The organism is Streptomyces sp. NPDC006197 (assembly GCF_040613865.1).
Lineage (GTDB): Bacteria > Actinomycetota > Actinomycetes > Streptomycetales > Streptomycetaceae > Streptomyces.
The window spans coordinates 69,149-92,432 of record NZ_JBEXSZ010000002.1; the positions used below are offsets into that span (position 1 = coordinate 69,149).

13 protein-coding genes, 1 tRNA gene and 2 pseudogenes are annotated in these 23,284 nt (G+C 75.0%); 9 read left to right on the forward strand and 7 right to left on the reverse strand.

What is annotated here, in order from left to right; all coding sequences use genetic code 11:
* Positions 1 to 24: 24 nt before the first annotated feature.
* The 3 genes and pseudogenes from ABZ318_RS00940 to ABZ318_RS00950 all read right to left on the reverse strand — a co-directional run bounded on the left by ABZ318_RS00940 (position 25) and on the right by ABZ318_RS00950 (position 5,686).
* Positions 25 to 2,577: a discoidin domain-containing protein gene (locus ABZ318_RS00940; RefSeq protein WP_356900349.1), complete on the reverse strand. Its 2,553-nt coding sequence runs from the start codon at positions 2,575 to 2,577 to the stop codon at positions 25 to 27.
* A gap of 296 nt (positions 2,578 to 2,873) precedes the next feature.
* A tRNA-Pro gene (locus ABZ318_RS00945) sits at positions 2,874 to 2,947 on the reverse strand.
* A gap of 53 nt (positions 2,948 to 3,000) precedes the next feature.
* Positions 3,001 to 5,686: pseudogene (locus ABZ318_RS00950) on the reverse strand (AAA family ATPase).
* A gap of 199 nt (positions 5,687 to 5,885) precedes the next feature.
* Between ABZ318_RS00950 and ABZ318_RS00955 the strand changes: the two are divergent.
* A complete protein-coding gene (locus ABZ318_RS00955; RefSeq protein WP_356900350.1) occupies positions 5,886 to 6,416 on the forward strand; it encodes a DUF309 domain-containing protein in 531 nt (176 codons plus the stop codon).
* A gap of 12 nt (positions 6,417 to 6,428) precedes the next feature.
* Here the strand turns inward: ABZ318_RS00955 and ABZ318_RS00960 are convergent, their stop codons facing one another.
* On the reverse strand, positions 6,429 to 6,797 hold the full coding sequence (locus tag ABZ318_RS00960) for a DUF488 family protein (protein ID WP_356900351.1): 369 nt from the start codon (positions 6,795 to 6,797) through the stop codon (positions 6,429 to 6,431).
* A 141-nt stretch (positions 6,798 to 6,938) separates the two neighbouring features.
* Entirely contained in the window at positions 6,939 to 7,541 is a 603-nt protein-coding gene (locus ABZ318_RS00965; protein WP_356900352.1) for a TetR/AcrR family transcriptional regulator, read from the reverse strand.
* 386 nt (positions 7,542 to 7,927) lie between these two features.
* Between ABZ318_RS00965 and ABZ318_RS00970 the strand changes: the two genes are divergently transcribed.
* The 7 genes and pseudogenes from ABZ318_RS00970 (at position 7,928) to ABZ318_RS01000 (ending at position 19,181) form a co-directional block, all read left to right on the forward strand.
* Positions 7,928 to 8,659 carry a phosphatase PAP2 family protein gene (locus ABZ318_RS00970; protein WP_356900393.1) on the forward strand — a complete coding sequence of 244 codons (732 nt, stop codon included), beginning with the start codon at positions 7,928 to 7,930 and terminating at the stop codon, positions 8,657 to 8,659.
* Positions 8,656 to 9,627, forward strand: a pseudogene (locus ABZ318_RS00975) (DMT family transporter); the annotation flags it as partial. The gene ABZ318_RS00970 and the pseudogene ABZ318_RS00975, both read left to right, overlap by 4 nt.
* A 517-nt stretch (positions 9,628 to 10,144) precedes the next feature.
* On the forward strand, positions 10,145 to 11,155 hold the full coding sequence (locus ABZ318_RS00980) for an SPFH domain-containing protein (RefSeq protein WP_356900353.1): 1,011 nt from the start codon (positions 10,145 to 10,147) through the stop codon (positions 11,153 to 11,155).
* Positions 11,152 to 12,051 (forward strand): hypothetical protein, encoded by a 900-nt coding sequence (locus ABZ318_RS00985; protein WP_356900354.1) that lies wholly within the window; start codon positions 11,152 to 11,154, stop codon positions 12,049 to 12,051. Before ABZ318_RS00980 ends, ABZ318_RS00985 begins: the two co-directional genes overlap by 4 nt.
* Before the next feature lie 479 nt (positions 12,052 to 12,530).
* Positions 12,531 to 13,397, forward strand: coding sequence for a GNAT family N-acetyltransferase (locus ABZ318_RS00990; protein WP_356900355.1), 867 nt, complete (start codon positions 12,531 to 12,533; stop codon positions 13,395 to 13,397).
* Positions 13,398 to 14,221: 824 nt separating this feature from the next.
* The gene (locus ABZ318_RS00995; RefSeq protein WP_356900394.1) at positions 14,222 to 15,919 is read left to right on the forward strand and encodes a S8 family serine peptidase; all 1,698 of its coding nucleotides are present in this window, start codon (positions 14,222 to 14,224) and stop codon (positions 15,917 to 15,919) included.
* Positions 15,920 to 16,157: 238 nt separating this feature from the next.
* The gene (locus ABZ318_RS01000) at positions 16,158 to 19,181 is read left to right on the forward strand and encodes a helix-turn-helix transcriptional regulator (protein ID WP_356900356.1); all 3,024 of its coding nucleotides are present in this window, start codon (positions 16,158 to 16,160) and stop codon (positions 19,179 to 19,181) included.
* Positions 19,182 to 19,631: 450 nt separating this feature from the next.
* On the opposite strand, the gene rox is transcribed toward ABZ318_RS01000, so the two are convergent.
* Positions 19,632 to 21,059, reverse strand: a complete 1,428-nt coding sequence (rox, locus tag ABZ318_RS01005) for a rifampin monooxygenase (protein ID WP_356900357.1) — start codon at positions 21,057 to 21,059, stop codon at positions 19,632 to 19,634.
* A gap of 162 nt (positions 21,060 to 21,221) precedes the next feature.
* Entirely contained in the window at positions 21,222 to 22,031 is an 810-nt protein-coding gene (locus tag ABZ318_RS01010) for a caspase family protein (RefSeq protein ID WP_356900358.1), read from the reverse strand.
* A 295-nt stretch (positions 22,032 to 22,326) separates the two neighbouring features.
* Between ABZ318_RS01010 and ABZ318_RS01015 the strand changes: the two genes are divergently transcribed.
* Complete coding sequence (locus ABZ318_RS01015) at positions 22,327 to 23,229, forward strand: DNA/RNA non-specific endonuclease (RefSeq protein ID WP_356900359.1); 903 nt, start codon at positions 22,327 to 22,329, stop codon at positions 23,227 to 23,229.
* Positions 23,230 to 23,284 lie beyond the last annotated feature (55 nt).

Here is a 23,284-nt window from a genome sequence, read left to right on the forward strand (position 1 = left end):
GGGGCGGACGCCGCTGTCGTGTCGTCAGGAGACGGTGATGAACCGGGCGGTGCTCGGCACCCCCTGGGCGTCCAGGGCGAAGAGCATGTAGGTGCCCGGCAGGACCACGCCCCTGTCGGCCGGGATGGACACCGTGTACGTGCCGGTCCCCGTGGCCGTGGACGCCAGCGGGACCCGCCGCTGGTCGTTGTCCGTGGAGTGGGTCGCGGCCGCGGCCCGCATCAGGACGAAGGAGGCCACCGGCCCTTCGGTGGCGACGGTGAGCGAGGTGCCGGCGGCGGCCCGGGGCGGCACGCCGCCGGTGATGACGGGACGCGGCTTGGGCGAGCCGTCCGCGTTGAGCAGGTACGGCGGGGTGAACACGGCTCCGTCGGCGTGGTTGGTGGCGCAGTCGCCGCACAGTCCGCCGCCGCCGGAGAAGACGCGGCCGTCGGGCAGCAGGTTCGCCACGCTGTGGTAGTTGCGCGGGATGGCCATGCTGGCGAGCGGGGTGAAGCGTCCGGTCGCCGGGTCCCACAGTTCGGGGGTCAGCACGGACGTGGCGTCGCTGAACGGCACGGGGTACGTCTGTCCGCCGAACACGGCGACCTTGCCGTCGGGCAGGACGACGCTGTTGCCGAAGGCGCGGGCGTGGCCCATGTCGCCCGTGCGCGCGGCCGTGGCCTGATCGCCGTCGACGCCCACGGTGTACGCGCGCCGGGTGGCGGGCACGTTCTCGTACGCGGGCGAGCCGCCCAGGGTGAGCAGCTTGCCGATGTCGTACGCGACGGCGTTGCCGGTCATGGCGTCCTGGCTGTCGGCCCGGGTGCCGGCGGAGGTGATGCTCCCGTTCCCGCCGGTCGTGATCCAGTTCATCTGCTTGCTCGGGCCCAGCTGGAGCACTCTGCCGCTCGAGGTGGCGTACAGCCACATGTGGTTGTCGGCGCGGTAGGGGCCGCGGGGGTCGGCCGTCATCGCCGGGACGGCGGGGACGCCGGGGAGCTTGCGCCAGGTGCGGGTGTCCGGGGACCAGACCTCGCCGGACTTGTCGCCCGTGGCTCCGCTCCAGGATCCGCCGAGGACGAAGGCCTCGCCGGTGGAGAGCAGGGTCATGGCCTGGTAGCCGCGGGCGATGTTCATGTCGGTGGTCGCGGACCAGTCGTCGGTGGCCGGGTCGTAGACGCTCGCCTTCTGCGCGTTGCTGCCGCCGGTGACCAGGACCCGGCCGTCGGCAAGCATCGCTATGCCCGGGCAGAACATGTCGTGGCCGGTGTTGTCGATGCGGCGCTGGGTGACCCTGCCCGTCTTCAGGTCCAGGATCGCGGTCTGGGTGTAGCCGTTGCTGCCGCCGAAGCGGTCGAGCGCGTACGCCGACCAGGCCAGGAGTTTGTCGCCCGGCAGGACGGCGCTGGCCACCGGCACCAGGGGGAAGCCGGTGATCCGGCTCCAGGAGCCGTGGGCGGCCGGGTTCGCCGGTCCGCTCAGGCGTATCTCGGCGGCGGAGGCCCAGGGCCCGCGGTTGCCGGCCTCGCGGGTCACGGTCAGGCGTATGTAGCGGGCGCTGCCGGGGCGGAGGAAGGTGGCGGTCTTGACGGTGTCGTCGTCGCGCCAGGTGCCCGTGGAGACCGGTGCGCCGAAGGTGGTGCCGTCGGTGCTGGTGGTGATGGTGTACGCGCCCACGCGCCCGTTGATGCCGTCCTTGCGGGGCTGGTAGACCAGGGCGGAGACGGCCGCCAGGCGGTGCATGTCGATGGTGATGCTGTGCGGCAGCGGGGCGGGGGTCCCGGACCACCTGCTGTGCCAGATGGTGGCGGCGTCGCCGTCGAGGACGTTGGCCGCGCGGCCGTTCTCCTTGGCGGTCTCCTCGTCGCCGGCCGTCGCCGTCCATCCGGTCCGGGGCAGGTCGACGGTGGCCGCCGGGGTGCCGGGGTCGCCGAGGAGGTTGAGCTCCGCGGCAGAGCTCCACGGGCCGCGGTTGCCCGCCTCGGTGACGGCGGTGAGCCGGACGAACCGCGCGCCCTGCGGGGCGAATCCGAGGGTCTTGGCACTGGCGTCGTCCGCGAGGGTGCCGGTGGCGACCGGGCTGCCCCAGCTCCGGCCGTCGGTGCTCACGCTGATGCTGTACTCACCGACGCGCCCGTTGGTCCCGACGGCGCGGGGCTGGTAGACGAGCGCCGAGACCACCGTCGTGCGGTGCATGTCGACGGTGATGCTGTGCGGCAGCGGGGCGGGGGTCCCGGACCACCTGCTGTGCCAGATGGTGGCGGCGTCGCCGTCGAGGACGTTGGCCGCGCGGCCGTTCTCCTTGGTGGTCTCCTCGTCGCCGGCCGTCGCCGTCCATCCGGTCCGGTCGAGCACGGGAGCCGTGGGCTCCATGGCGTTCGCCGGGGCCACGCCGTGGTGCGGCGACTGCTTCGCCGTCCGCTGGTCGAAGGCCCCCGGCGCCGGCCGGGGCGTCGGGCTGTGGCCACCCAGTCCCGTGTTCGCCATTCCCAGCCAGGGGGTGAGTCCGACGAGCAGCGAGCCGAGGGCGAAGGCGATGAGCAGAGGGGAGCGGCGGAATGCTCCGGCAAGGGCGCGGATGCGTCTGGGCTGCAATCGGACCTCCTGGGCGAACCGTGCACGGCTGCGGGCCCCTAGAACATAGGTCAGAACAGCTCAACTCGACTGTGGAACAGTCGGGTTCGTGGAAGCCGAGGGCGGAGCCTTCCCGCCCGAGGGCCGACGGACGGGTCGTGTGCGCGCATCGGACGCCTGGATCCGGTCCGCCCGCCGACCGGTCGAGGCGAGATGCCCCCCGTCTGCCCCCGCCCGGTCCCCAACTGGCCCCCGAAACGGGTCAGAGGCCGTTTCAGATTTCTCTGAAACGGCCTCTGACCTGCGACTCTTTCGAGTCGGGACGACAGGATTTGAACCTGCGACCCCTTGACCCCCAGTCAAGTGCGCTACCAAGCTGCGCCACGTCCCGGTGCGCGTCTCCGCGGGGTTTCTCCCGCGTCGCCGTGCAGGGAAAACATTACCTCACTCCGGAGGGTGGGATGACGCACGGGCTGTCACGGCCTCCGGGGCGAGGGGGTCGACTCCGCAGGTGGCGGCCAGGGCGGCGGCTTCGGCGAGGGCGTCGGCGGAGCCGGTGGCGTGCGCGAGGTCGAGGCGGGCGCGGGCTTCCTCGTAGCGGGACGGCGACGCCGCGAGGTGCTCGACGGCCCGCTCCAGGAGGCGGCGGGACTCGGACGGGTCGGCGAAGAGGGCCAGGCAGCGGAGGGCTTCGCCGAGGGCGGTGTGCGTGCCGAGGCGCTCCGCGTGGGCGTGGGCCTCCCGGGCGATCCGGGCCGCGCGGTCCGGGTCGGTGGGCGCCAGGGCGCGGGCGAGGTCGAGCGGCCAGGGGGCCCAGACGATGTTGTGGCGGCCCCGGACGGTCAGGGCCTCGGCGGCGCCTTCCAGGGTGGACACGGCCTCTTCGACGCGGCCTTCGGCGAGCAGCAGCCGGCCGAGGACGCTGGGGCCGTCCGGCAGCACGATCGCGCCCGGCCAGGGCGGGCCGAAGGAGTACTGGTCGGCGACGGCGCGCGCCTCGGCGGTACGGCCCCGGGCGACGAGGGTGTCGACGAGGAGGCAGGCGGTGTCCCAGTGGACGGGGAGGCCGTTGCCGACGCGGTCGGCCAGCCGGAGGCCCTCCTCCAAGTGGTGCTGTGCGGTGGGCAGGTTGCCCCGGCGCCGGTGGACCAGGCCCAGGAGGGTGTGGGCGAAGGCGAGGTGGGCGCCGCTCCAGCCGGAGATCTCGAAGGCCCGGACCGCCTCGGTGAAGAGGGCCTCGGCCCGGTCGGGGCGGTCCGCGAAGGCGTACGCGATGCCGGTGAGGGACGGGATCTCGAAGCCCCACTCCTGATCCGTCCAGCTGAGGCCCCGGGCGGGTGCGCCGTCGACGAGGGCGAGGTCGCAGAGCCGTACGACCTCGGCGGCGGGTTCCCCGCGCATCATCGCGTCGAAGCCGCGGACGGTGATGAGGGCCCGCTCGGAGTTGTCGGCTCCGGTGAAGCCCGCGGTGAGTTCGGCGAGGCGGCGGGAGCGGTCCGGGCCGTCCGCCTCGGCGGCCTGGAACCCCTCGTACATGAAGTGCGCGGCCTGGAGCCGCCGTCGGCCGGTGCCGGGCGGTGTCCGGGCGTGTTCGACGGCGGCGGCCCGCGCGGCCTCCTGGAGCTGGTTGTTGTGGGCGAGGGCCTGGACGAGCCGGAAGGTCGCGTCGATGCGCAGCTCGTCGTCGAGGCCGGGCAGGTCGAGCGCCGAGCGCAGGTGGCCGACGGTGGCGGCGGGCGCGGTGAGCAGGGAGGAGCAGCCGAGTTCGTACAGGACCCTGGCGTACGTGTCGGGGCCGGGCGGTTCGACGAGGGCCCGCTCCAGGCAGCGGCGGGCCGCGTCGGGGGCTCCGACGGCGAGGTGCTCGACGGCGGCGGCCCGCAGCAGGCCCACGACGTCCTGGTCGTCGTCGGGGTGCACTTCGAGGAGGTGGCGGGAGACGGCGGCCGGTCCGTGGCCCGCCCGGGAGAGCACCCAGGCCGCCTGCCCGTGCATGGCGGTCCGCCGCGCGGTGGGCACGGAGCCGTACACGGCGGTCGCGATGAGCGGATGCGTGAACTCCAGCGGGGGGGACGGGCACGGAGGCGAGTCCGTTCCGGCCCGTCGGCGGCGCCGCCACGATCCTGGCGGCCCGGAGGAGTTCGGTGTGCTCGGCGACCTGCTTCGCGTTCATGCCGGTGAGGGACGCGAGGAACTCGGGCGTGCTGTCCGTGCCGAGGACCGCGGTCGCCCAGGCGAGCTGGGTCGGGCCGCTGCCGAGCTCCTCCAGGCGGGCGACGAGTCCGCCGCCGCGGGTCCCGGCGCCGAGGCCGCGGAGGAGGCCGGCGGAGCCGGCGACGGGTTCGAGCATCCGGTCGCGGGCCTTGGCGAGCAACTCGACCGTCTCGTACGGGTTGCCGGAGGTCACCGTCCACAGTTCGCGGCAGAACGGCTCGTCCGCGTGCTCGCCGAGGGCGTCCCGGGCGAGTGCGGCGGTGGCCCCTGAGGTGAGGGCGTGCAGGCCCAGGGTGAGGACGGCGCGGTCCGCGAGCGCGGCGAGCGTCGCGGACGGGCCGGGGCCCTGCGGCTCGCGCACGAAGGGGCGGTGGGCGAGGACGACGAGGGCGGGCAGCCGGCCGTCGTGCCGGGTCCGGGTGAAGGCGTCGAGCCAGGCCAGGGATTCGGCGTCGGCCCAGTGGACGTCGTCCACGAGCAGCACCGGGGGCCGGTCCCGCAGCCGGTCCGCGAGGCGGTCCAGGAGCAGGGCGAGGCCGAGCAGCACGCCCTGCGGGTCGGCGGGCGCGTCCGAGGAGGGCGGGGCGATCCCGAGGGCCGGGGCCAGCAGGTCGAAGTGGTCGCCGAAGAGCTGCCGCACCTCGTCGGCGCCGAAACCGTCCAGGGCGGGCTGGAGCAGCTGGCGGGTGAGGTGGAAGGGGACGGAGGTGAGGGTCTCGCCGCCCCGGGCGGACAGGACGGTGCACCGGTCCCGGGCGGTGCGGTGTATCTCGGCGAGGAGCGCGGTCTTCCCTATGCCCGCGTCGCCCCGGTAGACGAGGATGCCGCCGCGCCCGGGACCGCCGGCCCTGGCTCCGGCGACGAGTTCGTCGACGGCGTGGGCGGCCGCGGCGAGCTCCGGGCCGCGTTCGAGCAGACCGCCCAGCTCCGCGTCGGAGACGTCCGGCGCGAACGGCGTTGCGGGCGGCGACTGTTCGGGATCCGTCGGCACCGGTGACTCACTCCCCACACACGAACTGTTGGCATGACGCGTCCGGCACCACCCGCGCGGATCGGAACAGTGCCGGACCGACGAGCCTAGCGCTCGTGATCGTCCGGGGGGTGACAATGGACGGGTGAACCGGACAACGGGTGACCAGGACGGGCGCGGCGGGGCCGGCGGCAGGGACCGTGACGAGGCGGGGCGGGCCCGGAGCGCCCGGCCGCGCGACGGGCTCGGCCGCCCGCTGCCGTACGGGACGGAGGGGGTGCCGCGGCAGCCCGAGGGGGTCGTGCGCGGACCCGACGAGACCCTGCGCGAGGCGCAGCGGCTGCTCGACGCCGGGATGCCCTTCCACGCGCACGAGGTCTTCGAGGACGCCTGGAAGTCCGGCCCGGAGGCGGAGCGGGACCTGTGGCAGGGGCTCGCCCAGCTGGCCGTCGGTCTGACGCACGCGGCCCGCGGCAACGCGGCGGGCGGCGCCCGGCTGCTGCGCCGGGGCGCCGGCCGTCTGACGGGCGCGGGCCCCGTCCCCGCCGACGCGTACGGGATCGACGTCGCCGGTCTCGTGACGTGGGCGCGGGAGTTGGCCGAGCGGGCGGAGGGCGGAGGCCGGGTGGTGGACGCGGCGACGGAGGCGCCCCGGCTGCGGCCCGGGGGCCGTTAGCCCGCCGGTTCGCTACTGCTCCAGTTCGCGTCGCAGTACGGAGGTGTGGCTCACGGACGGGTCCTTCGCGGCCGTCAGGAGGGTGACCGTCTCCCGGGCGGCGAGGTCCCGGAGCCGGTCGAGCGCCGCGGCGGCCTCCGGGGCGTCGAGTTCGGCCTCGTAACGCCGGCAGAACTCCTCGTACTCGCCTTCGGGGCCGTGGTACCAGCGGCGGAGTTCGGTGGACGGGGTGAGCGCCTTGGGCCACTCGTCGACGTGGGCGTCCGTCTTCTTGAGTCCGCGCGGCCAGAGCCGGTCGACGAGGACGCGCACCCCGTCGTCGGGTGACGGGTCCTCGTAGACGCGGCGGACGCGGACGGCGGGGGTGCGTGCGGCGGCCATGGCTCCAGGGTGCAGGACGGAGCCGGGCCCCACCGCCCCCGACGCGCGGCGCGGGGGGCCGTCTCGTCGTTCGACGTGCGCGGCGGGCCTCGTCGGCCGAGGTGCGCGGCGGGCCTCGGGCGACGCGCCGGGCCCGTGGTCTCAGCCCTCGACGCGCAGTGCCGGGAGGAGGACGGAGTCGACGAAGGCACGCATGGTCGAGGCGTCCGCGAACCGCTCCTCGAAGAGCCGCTCGATGCGGAGCACGCCCATGAAACAGGGGGCGACGAATCCGATCGCCGGGTTGTCGGCGTCGACCTCGCCGCGCTCGACCGCCCGCGCGACGACGGCGTCGAGGGCCGCGACCTCGGGGGCGATGACGGTCTCGCGGAGGGCGGCGCGCAGGTCCGGGTGCTGGATGTAGGCCTGGGCGACGGCCTCCATGAGCTCGGCGTCCCGCTCGCGCCGGGAGGCGGCGACCCGGGCGGCCTCGCGCAGGTCGCCGGCGAGGGTGCCGGTGTCGATGCCGGCGAAGACGATGCAGCGGCGCTGGGCGAGGGCGGCGGTCACGAGCTGGGCCTTGGTGCCCCACTGCCGGTAGAGCGTCGCCTTGCCGCACTTGGTGCGGGCGGCGACGCCCTCCATGGTCACCGAGTCGTAGCCCCCCTCGCGGAGAAGGCGGAGCACGGCGTCGTAGAGCTCCGTCTCGCGCTCCGGCGTGATCTTGCTGCGACGGGCTGCGGCGGTCGCGGCCTCTGTGGACATCGATCCTCCCGGACACCTCTGTCTCTGCACATACGAGAGTAGGGGGCGCACAATCGAGACGCAAACGTATCGAGACGCTTGCGTCTCGATGAAAACGGATCTAGGCTCACTCCGTTTGTTGGCGATTTGACGGATTAGAGGGCCGCACGATGGCTGTCGGGACAAGCGGGATACGAGGACCGCGTCCTGCAGGACCGAGGGTGCTCCCCACCCCCGGCCCCGCCAGGCACGACGGGCACCGGGAGGAGGCGGGAGCCGCTCCCGAGTCGGAGCCGGAGCCGGACTCGGAACCGAAGTCGGAACCGGAACCGGAACCGGCGGCGGGACCGGATCCCGGTCAGGCGCCGGTACCCGCGTCGCCGCCCGCGCCCGCCCGGCCGCCGCTCCTGCGCGAGCTCCTGCTCGTCACCGCGCTCTTCCTCGTCTACAAGTTCGGCCGGCTCTTCGCCAACGGCCACGAGACCCGCGCCTTCCGGAACGCCGACCGCGTCTGGGACGCCGAGCGGGCGATCCACCTGCCGGGCGAAGGAACGATCCAGCGACTGCTCCTGCACGGCGAACCGCTGATCCACGCGGCGAACACGTACTACGCGGCCGTGCACTTCCCGGCCACCATCGCCTTCCTCGCCTGGCTGTACTGGCGCCGCCCCGCGCACTACCTGTGGTCGCGCCGGGTGCTGGCCCTCGTCACCGGCGCCGCGCTCGCGCTGCACCTCCTGGTCCCGCTCGCGCCGCCCCGGATGCTCGCCGCCTCCGGACTCGTCGACACGGCCCGCGTCTACGGCCCCTCCGTCTACGGGGCGACGCCGGAGACGGACTCGATGGCGAACCAGTTCGCGGCCATGCCGTCCCTGCACTTCGGCTGGGCCCTCATGGTCGCGATCGGCCTGATCGCCGCCACCCGGTCCCACTGGCGGGCGCTCTGGCTGCTGCACCCGCTGCTCACCCTGCTCGTCATCGTCGGCACCGCCAACCACTACTGGTTCGACGCGCTCGCCGCCGCCGCCCTCCTCGGCCTCGCGCTGCTCGCCGTCCGCGCCCCCGGCCGTCCGACGGCGCCCCCACCCGTCCCCCGCCCGCTCGGTGCGGCACCCCTCCCGGTCGGAGCCCTGCGATGAACCCCGCCGCCGGTACCGCGCTCGCGGTGCTCCTCTCCCTCGTCTCCGCCGCCGGGTACGCGCTCGCCGCCGTCGCCCAGGCCCGGCTCGCCGCCGCCTCCCCCGCCGCTCCCGACGGGCGCGGCGCACTGCGCGCCCTGCTCGCGCGCGGGCAGTGGTGGTGGGCGGTCGGACTCAACGCGGCCGGAGCCCTCGCCCACGTGGCCGCCCTCCACTACGGGCCGCTGACGCTCGTCCAGCCGCTCGGCGCGCTGACGCTCGTCGCGGCGCTGCCGCTGGGGGCGTACTGCGCACGGCGCCGGGTGACCCGTACCGAATGGCGCGGGGCCCTGTGGACCCTGGGCGGGCTCGTCGGACTCGTGGCGGTGACCGGGCCCACGGCCCCCGGCGAGGCGCTCAGCCTGCGCGAGTCCCTGGTCGTCGCCGCGGCGACCGCGCTCCTGATCTCCGTACTGGCCTCCGGGCGGGTGCGCGGGCGCGAGCAGGACGGGACCGGCGGCCCGGCCGCGCGCGGTCTCGGGCACGCCACGGCATCCGGAATCGCCTCGGGCGTCGCCTCGGCGCTCACCCAGACGCTGACCGCCGCGCTCGCGCTCGACCTGCCCGGCACCGAGCCGACCTGGTGGCAGACCGCGCTGCTCGCGGTGCTGATCTCCGGCTTCGCCACCGGCGGCCTGCTGCTGTCCCAGACCGCCTACCGGGGCGGGCTCGCGGCGCCGCTGGCCGTCGTCAACCTCTCCAACCCGGCGGCCGCCGCGGTGATCGGCGTGGCCCTGCTCGGCGAGACCTTCCGCGCGGGCGTCTGGGGCTGGCTGATCGCGGCCGCCGCGTCGCTGGTCGCGGCGCGGGGCGTGGTCCTGCTGACGAAGGGCGGAGCGGCGACGGCGGAGCCGGCATCGACGGCCGGGCCGAGACCGGCCGCGGTTCCGGCGGCCGGGCCGGCCGGGGCTTCGGGCTCCGCGCCGGCACCGCCGGCCACGCCGGCCACGATGGCTTCGCCTGTCCAGCCGGTCTCGCCAGTCTCGCTGGTCCCGCCAGTCCTGCCGGTCTCACAGGTCCCGCCGGCCTCACCGGCCTCACCGGTCCTGCCGGTCTCACCGGTCCTGCCGGTCTCACCGGTCCTGCCGGTCTCGCCGGCCTCACAGGTCTCACAGGTCCCGCTGGTCCTGCCGGTCTCATCGGTCCCGCCCGTCTCACTGGTCCCGCCAGCCTCACCGGTCTCGCCGGTCGGGGGAGCCTTGCTCGCGGCCGTACCGGCGCCGCCCGTCGCCCCGGAGGGGCGGCCGGGGCAGACGCCCCGCGCCGCCGGCCTGGGCGCGCCGGAGGGCGAGCCGATGCCGGCGCCGGTCGCGGGATGAGGGCGGCGGCCGCGCCGACCGCGGACCGGCCGCCCCTTCACCGAAGAGCCGCGCCCTGCCTGAATGCGTCATCTTGACGACAACTACCCGAGCCACCTATCGTCAGTGTGACGACAAGGGGGTTTTCATGGCCGGCATCACCCGGCGGGCCGGCTGGCGCCATCTGCGCTCCGCGCCCACCGCCCACATCCGCCACCAGCGCCGCGGCAGGCTCGTCCACGACGGCGAAGGGCTGAGCTTCTGGTTCCGGCCGCTCACCGCCGCCCTCTCCGAGGTGCCGGTGAACGACCGCGAGCTCGCGATGGCCTTCCACGCCCGCACGGCGGACTTCCAGGACGTGAGCGTGCAGTCCACCGTCACGTACCGGATCGGCGACCCCGGCGCGGCGGCCACCCGGCTCGACTTCTCCATCGACCCCGACACGGGCGCGTGGCGCGGCACGCCGCTGGAGCAGATCGCCACCCTCCTCACCGAGACCGCCCAGCAGCACGCCCTCGACGTCCTCGCCCGCACCACCCTCGCCGCCGCGCTCGTCGACGGCGTGGCGGCCGTACGCGACCGCATCGCGGCCGGACTCGCCGCCGAGCCACGCCTTCCGGACACCGGCATCGAGGTCGTCGCGGTCCGTGTGGTCGCGATCCGGCCCGAGCCCGAGGTCGAGCGCGCCCTGCGCACGCCCGCGCGTGAGCAGATCCAGCAGGAGGCCGACCGGGCCACGTACGAGCGGCGCGCGGTCGCCGTCGAGCGGGAACGCGCCATCGCCGAGAACGAACTCGCCAGCAAGATCGAGCTCGCCCGGCAGGAGGAGCGACTCGTCGAGCAGCGCGGCACCAACGCGCGTCGCGAGGCCGAGGAGAACGCGGCCGCCGACGCGGTACGGGCCGAGGCCGAGGCCGCGCGGAAGGTCCGGCTGGCCCGGGCCGAGGCGGAGGCGGCACGGGAGGTCGGCGAGGCGCGCGCCGGAGCGCAGTCCGCGTGGCTGCGGGCGCACGCGGAGGCCGACCCGGCGACCCTGCACGCCCTGGCCGTGACCCGGGCGGCGGAGAACCTGCCGCACATCGAGCACCTGACGCTCTCCCCCGACGTGCTGACCGGACTGCTCGCCAAACTGGGCGGCGAGGGCGGGGCACGGCCGTGAGCCTCGCGCCGCGCGCGGTGCTCGTGCACCGGACCACGGAGTACGAGGAGCTGCTCGCCCGGCACGGCACGCACGGGCAGGCCGCGTTCTTCCTCTCCGCGCGCGGCCGTTCCGTCGACGCGGTGCGCGAGCGGCACGAACGCGCCCGGCGGGCGCTCGCCGAGGTGGCGGGCGCGGTCCCGCTGACGTGGCGCCAGACCCGGGTCGAGCGCGCCGACCTGGACCGGTTCCTGTTCGGACCCGAGGACGTCGTCGTGGTGGTCGGGCAGGACGGGCTCGTCGCCAACACGGCGAAGTACCTCACGGGGCAGCCGGTCATCGGCATCGACGCCGACCCCGGGCGCAACCCGGGCGTCCTGGTCCGGCACCGCCCGGACCGGGCGCGACGGCTGCTGCCGTACGCGGCGGGGGCGGGGGCGGCGGTCGACGAGCTGACGATGGTCCAGGCCGTCACCGACGACGCGCAGCGGCTCCTCGCGCTGAACGAGATCTACGTCGGCCCGCCCGGCCACCAGACCGCCCGCTACACGCTCGGACTCGACGGTACGGACGTCCCGCCCGAGTCCCAGGCCTCCTCGGGCGTCCTGGTCGGCACCGGCACGGGCGCCACGGGCTGGCTCCGCTCCCTGTGGGAGCAGCGCTCCAGCGCGCTCGCCCTGCCCGCGCCGGCGGACGCACGGCTCGCCTGGTTCGTCCGCGAGGCCTGGCCGTCGCCGACGACCGGCACCACCCGCGTCGAAGGCCTCCTGGACGCGGGGCGGGGCCTGCGGCTCACCGTCGAGTCGGACCGCCTGGTCGCCTTCGGCGACGGGGTCGAGTCGGATGCCCTCGAACTGACCTGGGGCCAGACGATCCACCTCGCCGTGGCGCCCTCCCGCCTGCGGCTGGTCCACTGAACGCGGACCCCTGGCCCTGTCGCGGGCAATCGCTCCGCCGGGGCGGCGCCCGCCCCCGCCCCCGTTGTGGGCAATCGTTCCGCTGGGGCGGAACGGGTGGGCACAACGGAACGGCGCCCTTGCCGGCGCCAGAGGCTCCCGCGCCCGAACCCGCACCACTTTGTGCGCCGCCGCTCGGGGTACAGGTCCAGGCCCGAAAGGCGGAGCGCGCCCGCAGAGGCGCCGTCCCGTGTGCCCACCCGTCCCGCCCCAGCGGGACGATTGCCCACACGGGGGCAGCAGTGGGGCACCGCCCCGCGGGCGCGGGCCCACACGGGCAGGTCGGGGCCCGCACGGCGGGCAAGGACCGGTCGGCGGCCGGAATCGATCGGCGAGGCTCCGCGGCGGCCCGGCCCGGCGTTATGCTCGGCGCGCTTTGCCCGGGTTCCGACCGCTCGGGCCTCCGCCCGCCTCCCCGCCCGGCCGTCGAAGGACACCCCATGACCTCCGTCTCCCCCGGTTCCCTGTCCGTCTCGTCCGCCACGCCGCAGGACTGGACGATCGTGCGGTCCTGGGCCGCCGAGGAGGGGTGGAATCCCGGACTCTCCGACATTCCGGCCTTCTTCGCCCAGGACCCCGCCGGTTTCTTCCTCGGCCGGGTCGACGGGGAGCCCGTCTCCGCCATCTCTGTCGTCACTTACGACGACTCCTACGCCTTCCTCGGCTTCTACCTCGTCCGCCCCGAACTCCGCGGCCTCGGGCACGGACTGGCCACCTGGCGGGCCGCGCTCGCCCACGCCGGCGGCCGGACCGTCGGGCTCGACGGGGTGCCGGACCAACAGGACAACTACCGCCGCTCCGGCTTCACCACGGCCTACCGCACCGCGCGGTACGTGGGCGAGGTCCCGGCCCCCGAGCGCCCCGCGGCCGGCGTCGTGGCCGCCGGGCAGATCGATCCGGCCGCCCTCGCCGCGTACGACGGCGTCTGCCACCACGCCGACCGGCCCCGGTTCCTGAGCGCCTGGCTGGCCACTCCCGGCCATCGGGCGCTGGCCCGCGTGACCGACGGCCGGTTGACCGGGTACGGCGTGGTCCGTCCCGCCGAGGACGAGGCCCGGGTGGGGCCGCTGTTCGCCGATACCCCGGCGGACGCGGCGGCCCTGCTCGACGGCCTCGCCGCCGAGGCGCGGGAGTTCGGCGCGGCCCGTATCGCGGTCGACATGCCGGAGGCGAATCCGGCGGCGGCCCGGCTGGCCCAGGACCGTGGTCTGGAGCCGACGTTCGAGACGGCCCGGATGTACACGGGCCCGGTCCGTCCCGTGGCACGGGAGCGCGTCTTCGGCGTCACCACGCTCGAACTCGGCTGATCCCGCCGTCCTCCGCACCGGCAGGGAGGGGAAGGAGCCGACCCCGAGCCGGCAGCCTCCCTGCCGCAACGCGGCAACGCCGCAACGCCGCAATGGATCCCGCTCGGGCCGACCCTGAGCGAACCAACCCCGCACGGACCGATCCCGCACAGGCCGATCCCGCTCGGACCGACCCCGAGCGAACCAATCCCGAACGAACCGGCCCCGCCCGAGCGCCTCCACCTCCGGCACCGCCTCCGCGCCTCCCCTCCCCCGTCGAGCCCCCACGACGCGCGCCGCCTCCCGCACCCGCGCCGGGACTCCGGAGGAGCCCCTCCGCCCCCTCCGCCCCCTCCGCACCCTCCCCGCGGGCCTCCATCCCAGCCCCCCCGCAACACCCCCTTCACCCCCTCCCCTCTCCGGACCCCCGCCGCCCCCTGAGGGGGTACAAGGGTTTTCCCCGTATCGGGTTCACCCCCCCGTTCCCTACTGTCCTCCGCACCGGCAGATATCATCCCCCGAGCGCACCGTGACAGGTGCATGCGGAGGGTGCTGTCCGCCGGTGGCGGCCTTGACCCGGGCCGTCGCGCCGGTGGCGGCGCACGGGCCCCCCAAGCCCAGGGAACCTCGGACGCGACCCCACTTCGCCCCGTGTGTCCCGCGCCGCCGCCACTGCTCCGCAGTTACGTCGTACTCGAAAGGGCCACACCTTGAACGGTTCCAGGCGGAGAGTCATATCCGTGGTCGCGAGCGCCGCGATCCTCGGCGCCGCTGCCATGACTTCCGGGGCGTTCGCCGCCACCCCGGTCGCTGCCACCCCGAAGCCGGTTCCGGCTTCGCAGGCGATGCGGGCGCTGCCCGACGCCCCCGTCGAGAAGGTGATCGTCACCTACAAGAGCCGGACCGCCGAGGCCGGTTCCAACGCCGCCGCGAAGAGCGACACGGCCGAGAAGGCCGCGAAGACGGGCGAGAAGCTCTCCTTCGAGCGCCGCCTCGCCGGCGGTGGCGCCCTCGTCGACCTGGGCGACAAGGCGACCAAGCAGGACGTGACCGAGGTCATGAACGCGTTCCGCGCCGACCCGTCCGTCGCCTCGGTCGAGCCCGACATCCGCGCCTACGCGATGGCGGTCACCCCGAACGACACCGACTACGCCAAGCAGTGGGACCTCTTCGAGCCCACCGGTGGCATGAACGTTCCTGCGGCCTGGGACAAGACGACCGGCTCCGGCGTCACCGTCGCCGTCATCGACACCGGCTACGCGGCCCACTCGGACCTGGCGTCCAACGTCATCCCCGGGTACGACTTCATCACGTCCTCGACCGACGCCCGTGACGGCAACGGCCGCGACGCGGACGCGAAGGACGAGGGCGACTGGAACGCCACCGACGGCGAGTGCGGCACCGGCTCCAAGGCCTCCAGCTCCTCCTGGCACGGCACCCACGTGGCCGGCACCATCGCCGCGGTCACCAACAACACCAAGGGCATCGCGGGCATCGCGTACAACGCGAAGATCCAGCCCGTGCGCGTGCTCGGCAAGTGCGGCGGCTCGTCCTCCGACATCGCCGACGCCATCACCTGGGCCTCCGGCGGCTCCGTGCCGGGCATCCCGGCCAACCCGAACCCGGCCAAGGTCATCAACATGAGCCTGGGCGGCGCGAGCTCCACCTGCCCGAGCGTCTACCAGACCGCGATCAGCGGCGCCGTCTCGCGCGGCACCACGGTCGTCGTCGCCGCGGGCAACAGCAACGCCAACGCCTCCGGCTTCACCCCCGCGAACTGCTCCGGCGTCATCACCGTGGCGTCGACCAACCGCGCCGGTGCCCGGTCGTACTACTCCAACTACGGCACCATCGTGGACGTGGCCGCGCCCGGCGGCGAGACCCGCAACGCCACCGACACGCCCGGCACCGTCACCACCCCCGAGAACGCGATCTACTCCACGCTGAACTCGGGCCTGACGACCCAGTCGACCGAGACGTACAAGCCCTACCAGGGCACCTCGATGGCCGCGCCGCACATCGCCGGTCTGGCCGCCCTGCTGAAGTCGGCCAAGAGCACCCTCACCCCGGCCGACATCGAGTCCGCGATCAAGAACACCGCCCGCCCGCTGCCCGGCGCCTGCACCGGCGGCTGCGGCACCGGCATCGCCGACGCGACGAAGGCCGTGGACTCGGTCCTCAACACCACCCCGCCGACCGGCACCGTCTTCAGCAACCCGACGAACGTGACGATCGCCGACAACGCCACCGTGTCGTCCTCGATCGCCGTCACCGGCCTCGCCGGCAACGCCCCCGCCACCCTCAAGGTCGGCGTGGACATCAAGCACACCTGGCGCGGGGACCTGGTCATCGACCTGGTCGCCCCCGACGGCACGGTGCGCAACCTGAAGGCCTCGTCCTCCTCGGACAGCGCCGACAACGTCCAGACCACCTACACGGTCGACGCGTCGACCGAGCTCGCCAACGGCACCTGGAAGCTCCAGGTCCGCGATGTGGCCTCGGGTGACACCGGCTACATCGACTCGTGGAGCCTCACTTTCTGACGCACCGCCCGCACCACCCCTGAACCACCCCCCACATCAGCATCATTGCTGGTCAGCGACGCGCCCGTGGTCTACACCACTGGCGCGTTCTGGCGTTGTGGGAGCGTCGTGGGAGCGCGCCCGCCCCAGGCCTCCTGTCCGTATGCCGGACAGGAGGCCTGGACTGTGCCGGTCCGCTCCGTATTCTCTGCGCACGGGGTCCATGGGCCGGGCCCCGAGGGGCCGGAGGTGGTGGACAGTGACGACAGCTCCGCAGAGCCCTGCACCGGTGGGCCGGGGGGAACTCCTCACCCGCCTGGAACGCGCCCTCCACACCCGGGGCCGCGCCCTGCTCACCGGCCCCGCCGGCGTCGGCAAGACCGAGGTCGCGCTCGCCGAGGCGGCCCGCGCGGAGGCGCGCGGCGAGACCGTGCTGTGGCTCGCGACCCTGCCGTCCGACCGCGAGATCCCCGGGGCGGCGGCCGCGGCGCTCGTGGCCTCGGTGGCGGCGACCGTCACCTGGCCGGGGCTCGGCACCAGCCGCCCCGAACCGCCCGCCCCGCACGCTCCCGCCACCGAGCCGTACGGGGCCGGAGGGACCGGCGCGTCCGGAGCCGACCCGGCCGCGGCGGGCGCGCCGGTCTCCGGCCCCCTCGACCCCGGCGCGCTCACCTCCGGGATCCTCACCTCCGGCGTGCTCAACGCCGGGATCTTCTCCTCCGGGGTCTTCGACCAGCTGCCAGGCCCCCAGCGCACCGCCGTCGCCATGCTCTGCCGCGAGGCGCCGATCGACGCCGGCGGCTGGGACCCGATCGCGCTGCGCCTCGGCATCGCCCGGATCCTGCGCGCCCTGACCTGCCGCGGCCCCGTCCTGCTCGTCGTCGACGGGGTGCAGCACATCGACGCGGACAGCGCGGACCTGCTCCGGTTCGCCCTCCACCTGGCCCCGCCCACGCTGCGGGTGGTGGCGGTGGAGACCCCCGAGCCGTACGCCGAGGCCCACGAGCCGTACCGCGAGAGCCACCGCCCCGAGGACCCGCACGCCGCACACCTCTGGGTGCCGTCCGAGGCGGACGTGCTGCGCGTCCCGCCGCTGCAGGCCGACGAGATCGCCGAACTCCTCATCCACCACCGGCTGCCCTCCCGGATGGCCGGCCGCATCCACCGCGCGAGCGGCGGCAATCCACGCCTCGCGCTCGCCGTCGGCCGCTCCCTCGCCGACGCGCGGACCCCGGTGCACCACGCGGAGGCGCTGACGCTCTCCGGGCGCGCCCGCGACCTGGCCCGCCAGCTCCTGGGCGCCGCGCCCCCCGCCGTACGCGAGACGCTGCTGCTCGCGGCGCTCGCGCTGCGCCCCTCCGCCACGCTGGTGCGGCGGGCCGGGCGGCCCAGCGCGGAGGCGGACCTCGCCGCCGCCGAGCGGGCCGACCTGGTGTCGCTGTCCGAGGACGGCTCGGTGACGTTCACCGCCGGACTGCTGCCCTCCACCCTGGTGCACGACGCCTGCTGGGCCGAGCGGAGCGCCGGGCACGCGGCCCTCGCGGAGGTCGTGGACGACCCCGTCGAGGCGGTGCGGCACCGGGCGCTGGCCACCGATCGGCCGGACGAGGAGCTCGCCGCCGAGGTCGCGGCCGCCGCCGATCTGGCCCGGCGGCGCGGAAACAGCGCGCTCGCCGCCGAACTGGCGCTGCTCGCCGCCGAGTCGACCCCCGGCCGGCACGGGACGCGGCGGATCGCGCGGCTCGTCGACGCCGCCGAGGAGGCCGTCCACGCCGCCCGCGCCGACCTCGCGATGCGGGCCGCCACCGATCTGCTCGCCCGGGACGCGGGACCGTCCGACCGGGTCAGGGCGCGGCTCGCCGTGCTCGACACGGCGGGTCAGGGGCTCACCGGGCTCGACGAGATGTACGTCCACGCCATGGAGGACTCCGAGGGGGACACCGCCCTGCGGGCCGCCGTGCAGCTGCGGCTCTCCCTCAAGTACGTGCTGGCGGACGGCGATCCGGAGCGCTCGCGGGCGGCGGCGGTCGAATCGGCCGCGCTGGCCTCCTCGTTGGGCGATCCCCGGCTCGCGGCGCAGGCCCTGACGGTGCAGGCGCGGATGGAGCGGGCCCTCGGGACCCCGGACGCCGAGACCGTGCTCGCGCAGGCCCGCGGTCTGGAGCGGGCCGAGCGTCCGCTCGGCATCCGGAACGCCGCCCAGATCCTGACGATCCGCCACGCCCTCTACGACGACCGGCTGAACGACGCCCGGGACGAGCTGAACGCGCTCCTGCCCCTGGTCCAGCGGCGCGGCTCGGTGGAGGACATCATCGAGCTGTTCTCCACGCTGGCCGCGATCGAGTCCCGTCGGGGCGCCTGCGCGGCCGCGCTCTCGCACGCGGGGCAGGCGCTCGCGCTCACCCTGGAGGCGGGCCTCTCCCCCGGCCCCGCCTGGTACACGCTTGCGCTCGCGGAGACGGCCGGCGGCAGCTTCGCGCGGGCCGCGAGCTACGCCCGCCGCAGCGTGCAGGCCTCGGAGGAGGAGGGCGACCGCGTCTTCCTCTCCCGCAGCCGGTACGCGCTCGGCCGCGTCCAGCTGATCACCGGTGACGTCGCCACCGCCCTGGAGACGCTGCGGCGGGTGCAGGCCGACGAGCGCGCCCAGTCGACGGTGGACCCCGCGATGCTGCGCTGGCACGAGGAGCTGGCCGAGGCGCTGCTCGCCCAGGACGCGGCCGACGAGGCGCTGGCGCTCCTGGCGGAGGTGCGGCCGGTGGCGGAGCGCCTGGGGCGGTCCACGGTGCTGCTGGGCTGCGACCGGGCGTACGCGCTGTGCCTGGCGGCGGAGGGGCGGACGGACGAGGCGGCCGAGCTGCTCACCCGTACGGCCGAGAGCTTCGGCCGGGCCGGGCTGCCGCTGGAGCGGGGGCGGGTGCTGATCGCCCTGGCGCGGGTCGAGCGCCGGCGCCGGCGCCGGTCGGCGGCGCAGGCGGCCCTGCACGAGGCGGCCTCGGTCTTCGAGCGGGCCGGGGCGGCTCCGTGGCTGGCCCTGGCGAGCGAGACGCCGGCCGGCGAGGGCGCCGGGACCGGCGCCGGGGTCGAGGAGTCGATGCCCGCGCTCTCCTCCCTGACGGAGGCGGAGCTGCGCCTCGCCCGCCTGGTGGGCCAGGGGGCGAGCAACCAGGAGGCGGCGGCGAAGCTGTACCTGAGCGTGAAGACGGTGGAGGCGCGGCTGACCCGCATCTACCAGAAGCTCGACGTCCGCTCCCGCGCACAACTGGCGACGGCCCTGCGCCCGTGACGCCTCCGGGCGACGCCGATACGCCGCCCCCGGCACCCGCCACCCCGCAGCCCGCACGACCGGCCCCTCCCCCGAGCGCCGACCACCCCCGCACTCCCCCGAGGCCCACCCCACGACAGGCCCGCGCCGGACGCCCCGCAGCCCCACGGCCCGCACGAACGGCGCCTCAGCCCCCACCCGAGGCCCAGACCCGGCAAGGCCGCCCCGGGGCCCGGTCGCCCGCACGGACGAGCCCCTCAGGTCCCGTCCGACGGACCGGTGCCCACCCAGGGCCCGGCACCCGGCAAGCCGCCCCCGGCACCTCATGGTCCCGCAGCTCGCACGAACGGCCCCCGGCCCCCGGACCCCGCCCGGCGGACCGACACCCGCCCAAGGGGCCGGCCCGCGGCGAAGCGCCCGGGGTGCGGGGTCCGGGAGACCGGCTCCGCCCCTCGGGTGCCGTCACCCGGTTCAGGCCGTCGGGGCGCCGAACCACTCGGTCAGGGGGCCGCGGAGGTCCTCCTGGTCCTCGCCGACCCACACCACGTGGCCGTCCGGCCGCAACAGCACGGCGGGGGCGTCCAGTTCCTCGCTGACGTCGACGACGTGGTCGACGCGGTCCGCCCAGCCCTCCACCGAGAGCCGACCGGTCTGGTCGAGCAGCAGCCCGCGACCGCCGTGCGTCAGCTCGTACAGCCGCCCCCGCTTCAGCGCCACGTCCCGCAGCCGACGGCCGAGGAGTTCATGGCCCTCGCCGAGGTCGTAGCGGACGTCGACGGCGGTGATCATGCCGGTCACGTACCGGTTGACCTCCTCGAAGTCCATCAGCTCCGAGAACAGCTCCCGCAGCGCGGTCGCGCCGGGGTCGGTGCCGAGCAGCGTCATCTGCGCGCGGGTGTTCTTCACGACACGGGCACCGACGGGGTGCCGTTCGGCCTCGTATGTGTCGAGCAGTCCCTCCGGCGCCCAGCCGGCGACCGCAGCGGCCAGCTTCCAGCCGAGGTTGAACGCGTCCTGGATGCCCAGGTTCATGCCCTGGCCGCCGGTCGGCGGGTGGATGTGCGCCGCGTCGCCGGCCAGGAACACCCGGCCGACCCGGTAGCGCTCGGCCTGCCGGGTGGCGTCGCCGAAGCGGGACAGCCAGCGCGGCGAGTGCACGCCGAAGTCGGTGCCGGCGACGGCCCGCAGCCGCCTCTTGAACTCGTCGAGGGTCGGCGCGTCCGCACGGTCCTCGGCCACGCCGTCGGCGGGCACGCCGACGCGGCACACCCCGTCCGCCAAGGGCTGTACGCCGAACCGCAGTTGCGTCTTGCGGACCTCCGCGACGACGGAGGCGATCGTCTCCGGGTCGGCGGTCACCTCCATGTCGCCGAGGAGCGTCCAGACGGTGGCGGGCTCGCCGGGGAAACCGACGCCGAGCAGCTTGCGCACCGTGCTGCGGCCGCCGTCGCACGCGGCGACGTAGCGGGAGCGCAGTGCGGTGCCGTCCGCGAGCTCGACGGTCACCCCGTCCTCGTCCTGGTCGATCCCGACCACCTCGGTGCCGCGCCGGATCTCCGTGCCGAGTTCGAGGGCGCGCTCGTTCAACAGCCGCTCGGTGACCGGTTGCGGCGTGGCGAGGCCGTACGGGTGGGCCGTGTCGAGCCGCTCCGGCCACGGCTTCATCACGCCGCCGAAGAGACCGCCGACCGAGAACTTCTCACTGACCGCGGTGAACCGCTCCAGCAGGCCCCGCTGGTCCATCATCTCGACGCTGCGCGCGTGCAGACCCTGTCCGCGGGACTCCCGGGTCGGCTCGGCCAGCTTCTCCAGGACGACCACCCGCACGTCGTGCAGCCGCAGTTCGCTCGCCAGCATCAGACCGGTCGGTCCGCCGCCGACCACGATCACATCAATCATCAGTACGCCCCGTTTTCCGCAGTTCCTTGCTTCGAACGGAGATTCTGCGGCACGACGGGGGCCTTGCCGCAAGGCCCCCGGTGCGCTATATCTTGAGAGTGGCAAGGAGAGGTCGTCCCTCCTTGCCTTTGTTCGTTTTCCGGCCCTTCGCCCTCGGGCCGCTCAGATCGTGAAGGGGCGCTGGCCCAGGAAGTCCGGGGCCGGGGTGCCGGTCAGGTAGAGGTTCGGGCTCTGGGTCGGGGGCAGCCGGCGCTGGACGTGCCGGTGGAAGGTGCGGTAGTCGCCCCGGAAGGAGCCTCCGTCCCACACCTGGAGGAGGGCCTCGGTGAAGGCGCCGTTGACGTCGCCGTCGGCGGCGACCTGGTTGTCCTGGCAGGCCGAGACGAGCAGGGCGTCGTGGCCCGTCCCCCCGGCGGGGGCGTCCTTCGCCAGGGTCCGCTGGAGCTCTTCGAGGTAGGACCGGTCGCGCTCGTAGAGCTGCTGTTGCCGCGGCTCCGGCATGTAGCGGCCCGTGCTGTCGTCCGGTCCGCCGCCGGGGAGTTCGATACTGCTGCCGCTGTGGCAGCAGTCGAGGAGGGCGACGATCCGTACGTCGTCGGCGAAGGCGCGGAAGGCCTGCGCGACCTCGTCGTCGAGGAACTGGCGGTCGTAGAACACGAGGGTCTCGTCGAGGGCGTCGGGCTCGTCGTCGGGGCCCGTGACGTCGGGGACCTGGCCGCCGTGTCCCGAGTAGGTGAAGAGCAGGATGTCGCCGGGGACGAGGCGGGCGGCGGCGTCGCGGAGCACGGAGGTGACGTTGGCGACCGTGCCCTCCGGGGTGAGCAGGGTGGTGGCCGCGAAGCCGGCGGTCCTGGCCAGCCGTGCCATGTCGCGGGCGTCGTTCTCGCAGGCGACCAGGGTGCCGTCCCAGCCCTCGTATCGGGCGGGGTCGACCCGGTTCAGTCCGACGTGCAGGGAGAGTCCGGTGGCCATGGGGTGCCTCCTCGTGCGGAGCGGAGGGATGCCGGGGCGGGAGAGCCGGGGCGGGGACTGCGGGGAACCAGGGGTGCGGGGGAGAAGCAGGGGCGGTAGAGCCGGGGCGGGGACTGCGGGGGAACCAGGGGTGCGGGGAGAAGCGGGGGCGGGGAACGCCGGGGGCTGAGGGAGACGCCGGGGGCGGGGCTGCCGTGGCGGGGGATGCCGGAGGCCCGGTGTCGCCGGGGCGGCTGATCGAGTGGCCTGTGGTCCTGCGCCGAGCACGACCCCCTCCACGCGGTACTTACATCGTATGAATCCTTCCGATCCTCCGCCCCCTCCCGCATCGCCCGTCGTCGCGGGACCCGACGCCCGCCGTGCCGCCCTCGCCGGCCGCACCGGCTACGACGAGGCCTTCCTCGGCCCCGTCGTCCCGCTGGCGCTCCCGGTCCGGGAGACGGTCGAGACGGTGATCCTGCCGTACACCCACTTCACCGTGGTCTTCCGGCCCGACCGGCGGCTCGCGGCCTCGACCGCGGTCTGCATCGAGGGCGGTGCCCTCCTGGAGGACGTGCCCCGGGAGGACGTCTGGGAGTTCGACCCCCGGCTGCCGGAGGAGCAGCAGGCCGGCGACGAGATCTACCGGAACAACAGCCTCGACCGGGGTCATCTGGTCCGCCGGCTCGATCCGGTCTGGGGCGCCCCCGCCGTGGCGGCCCTGGCCAATGCGGACACCTTCCACTTCACCAACGCCGCTCCCCAGGCGGACGTCTTCAACCAGGGCAAGGAGCTCTGGCAGGGCCTGGAGAACTACCTGCTCGACCACGCCGCCGAGTACGACCGGAAACTGACGGTCCTCACCGGTCCGGTGCTCCAGGACTCCGACCCGCCGTACCGGGGCCTGCAGGTGCCGCTGCGGTTCTGGAAGGTGGCCGCGTTCATGCAGGACGGGGCGCTCGCCGCCGCCGCGTACGTCCTCGACCAGAGCCCCGACCTCAGCCGGGACGCGGAGCGGGCCCTGGCGGGGGCGACGGCCGGCGCACCGCCGCCGCTGGGGCCGTTCCGCACGTACCAGGTGCCCGTCTCGGACGTCGCGGAGATCACCGAGCTGGAGTTCGGGCCGCTGCCGGACGTGGACGTGATGCCGGTGTTCCGCGCCCCGGAGGAGCGCTGGCGGCGCCTGGAGTCGTACGGGGACATGGTGCTGCACCCCTGACGACGGCGGGGCCGCGAGCAGCGATTGCGACCGTCCCCGCCCGGTGAAACGATGA